3 protein-coding genes are annotated in these 1,610 nt (G+C 38.3%); 2 read left to right on the top strand and 1 reads right to left on the bottom strand.

Going from position 1 to position 1,610, the window contains the following annotated elements; genetic code table 11:
- Positions 1–345 precede the first annotated feature (345 nt).
- Entirely contained in the window at positions 346–558 is a 213-nt protein-coding gene (locus H5202_RS22130; RefSeq protein WP_101087275.1) for a DUF1107 domain-containing protein, read from the top strand.
- On the opposite strand, the gene H5202_RS22125 is transcribed toward H5202_RS22130, so the two are convergent.
- Positions 555–776, bottom strand: coding sequence for a cell division protein ZapB (locus H5202_RS22125; RefSeq protein WP_011635901.1), 222 nt, complete (start codon positions 774–776; stop codon positions 555–557). The two genes, H5202_RS22130 and H5202_RS22125, sit on opposite strands and share 4 nt — an antisense overlap.
- Before the next feature lie 172 nt (positions 777–948).
- Between H5202_RS22125 and H5202_RS22120 the strand changes: the two genes are divergently transcribed.
- Positions 949–1,302: a RidA family protein gene (locus H5202_RS22120; RefSeq protein WP_182773930.1), complete on the top strand. Its 354-nt coding sequence runs from the start codon at positions 949–951 to the stop codon at positions 1,300–1,302.
- Positions 1,303–1,610: the final 308 nt, after the last annotated feature.

Here is a 1,610-nt window from a genome sequence, read left to right as displayed (position 1 = left end):
GCAAAAAAAACCGTATGCCTATAAAAGACGATACGGAGATGAGTCAAATGACTCTTTTTTACCCTGAGTAACGTCAAAGATTTTAGCATGGTGTCAAAATATTGGCAAGCGGCATTAAAGTGTCACTTGTGATTTATGGGATTTATCAGAACAATAAAAAATAGCATGTTAATGAAACTCTTTCGGCATTGTGTGGTCGAACTTGATGACATTGAAGTTGTGCTAAACAAGAAAATGAATAGTGGTTTTATATCTGCTTTGGGCATTTGCATTTCTTATTTATACATGGCTTATCGTCGTTATTACATTGCACTTTGTGCATGTTATTTTCTTGGAGGAAGTCGTATGAGAATGTTCCCTGTTTATGCACCTAAACTGATAGTTAAGCATGCTAGGATCTTTTTGAGTGGCGTGATTTGGGTAAAAGACTTAGGGTTACTCGAATTTGATAAAGGGCGTTTTTTACAGACGAAAAAAAGCCTGCCGAAAGTTAAGCAGGCTATCAGTGAATTAAATGCCTTGATTGAAATACAATCAAAGCAGTATCAATCCATTTAGATTTCGTTATTCAATAAACCAACAAGGCCGTTGACCTTATCGCTCCAAGAGTTTAGGTCTTGCTGCAATTGTTGGTTTTTTTGTGTCAATTCTTGTTGCTGTGAAAGCAACGCTTCGTTCTTTTGCTTCTCTTCATCAAGCTCCATTTTTAGTAGCTCAATATTTTCGAGAGTCGCCTGGATTTTGGTTTCCAGTTGGGACAATAATTCAAGGCTCATGGGGAGTCCTATACGTTTCTGGATGGAACCCCGATTCTAGCAGTGACAAGGCCTATAGGAATAGCCTTTAAAACTAAGTGGCTAAAATATATTCAATAAATCGCACTATATTGTGCTTTATCTCAGATCGCGCTATTTTCATCTGCTAACCAAGACAGTAAAAGACCTTTTTATGAAAATTACCAGACTCGATGTTAATACTCGTATGAGCAGTATTGTGGTCCACAATAATACCGTTTATCTGTGTGGCCAAGTAGCTAAAGACAAGTTTACCGACATCAATACCCAAACGATTACCATGCTTGAAGAGGTCGATAGCTTACTCGCACAATCTGGTAGTCGACGTGACCATATTTTATCGGCCACTATTTACCTTAAAGACATGGCCGATTACGATGCTATGAATATAGTGTGGGATAATTGGTTACCTAAAGGACATGCCCCTGCAAGAGCTTGTGTGCAAGCAGCGATAGCTGAACCTGAATACTTGGTTGAAATATCGGTGATTGCAGCTGTGGCAAGTTAACCATTGATGGGTAATCATTCTTGGTGACAATAGAATGGTGACAATAGAATGGTGACAATAGAATGGTTCACCTTGGTTAGTTCATTGTAATTGGCTGTTAACAAAATGAGATATGCACTGACAGTTTGTCTGTTGCAGTATGAATAAATATATTGATGCTTGTTACGTTCAATTGACGTATTTTGATTTAGGATCTAGGGCAGCGACTTGACATTATTCTCTAGCCTCCATAGTCTGCAAGCTCAGTTTTTAAGGTGGTATGCAATGGACATAAAATATAATTTAAAATCAGCGTCAGAGCGCCGCAC

This window comes from Shewanella sp. SG41-4 (assembly GCF_014164505.1).
GTDB lineage: Bacteria > Pseudomonadota > Gammaproteobacteria > Enterobacterales > Shewanellaceae > Shewanella.
This window is presented reverse-complemented; position numbering and strand designations above follow the sequence as displayed.